Source organism: Peribacillus deserti, assembly GCF_016909175.1.
Taxonomy (GTDB): Bacteria; Bacillota; Bacilli; order Bacillales; family DSM-1321; genus Paraperibacillus; species Paraperibacillus deserti.
Genome location: NZ_JAFBFI010000050.1, coordinates 1 through 1,087, shown reverse-complemented (window position 1 = coordinate 1,087; position 1,087 = coordinate 1). Strand labels below are relative to the sequence as shown.

Sequence of the window (1,087 nt, the reverse complement as noted above, 5' to 3'; positions counted from 1 at the left end):
AAGTAATCTAGAAGGGTAAAAAAGGCAACACGAAAATAAGGGTGTGCAGTTGGATTTTTAAAACACACTCCCGGAAAAAATATCTGTTCCTGGACTTTACCCCGCAAGACGTGGTTCTGAATAGATTTGCTTATTAATTAACAATGTGTAAATAATCCTAAGAACTTTATGGGCGATAGCTTGTATAGCTTTTTTCTTTCCTCTTCTTGCCGATAGGGTCCAAAAAACAGAAGACATTCCCGTCTTTTTCGATCTCGATATTGCCCAAGCTACTTCACAGAGTGCTGATTTGATGTGCGGATTCCCTTGAACAGTTTTTCCGCTTTTTTTTTACCAGCACTTTCATTGTTTCCCGGTGATACCCCAGACCAAGAAGCTAAATGCCGGGAAGTAGGAAATTGATTCATATCTGTCCCTATTTCTGCGATGATACAGGCTGCCGTATTTTGCTTTACTCCAGGTATACTTAACAGAATTTCCTGTTCTTCGTGATATGGCTGGAGCAGTAACTCAATTCGGCCTTCTAAGTCTTGAATAGACTGTTCAATGAAAGTAATGTGGTTCCACGACATCCTGATTAAAAAGATTTGATGTTCATTTAGCGTTCCAAAAAGAGAGTCGGTAATAGTTCCCTTTTTCTTCTTTAAAGAATGGTGCAGACAGGTATGAATATCAATCTCTTCAAGATATCCCTGTTCTACTAAGCGGTTAAGAAGTTTACGCCCGGAAACTCCAAAAACATCAGAAATAACAGATCCTAATTTAATATTAGAACATTCAAGGGTTTTAGAAATTCTATTTTTCTCAGCCGTAAGGTTGCCAATTAATTTCTTTCTTAAACGAGTTAGATCTCTTAGTTCACGTAGATTCTGGGGAGGAACGAAGCTTCTTTCGATTAACCCATGTCTGAGAAGTTTAGCAATCCATTCAGCATCGCAGACATCAGTTTTGCGACCAGGAACATTCTTTATTCTCTGTGCATTGGCAAGCGTGATATCAAAGTATCCCTCGAGAATATTATAGACTGGTTTCCAGTAGATTCCGGTACTTTCCATCGCAATATGGGTGACATGCCTTTCTTCAAGCC

General features: G+C 39.1%; 1 protein-coding gene. It reads right to left on the bottom strand.

The window, feature by feature from the left end; genetic code table 11:
* Nucleotides 1-269 precede the first annotated feature (269 nt).
* Nucleotides 270-1,087 (bottom strand): IS110 family RNA-guided transposase (locus JOC77_RS21055; RefSeq protein ID WP_204548579.1); only part of this gene is annotated, 818 nt, incomplete at its 5' end.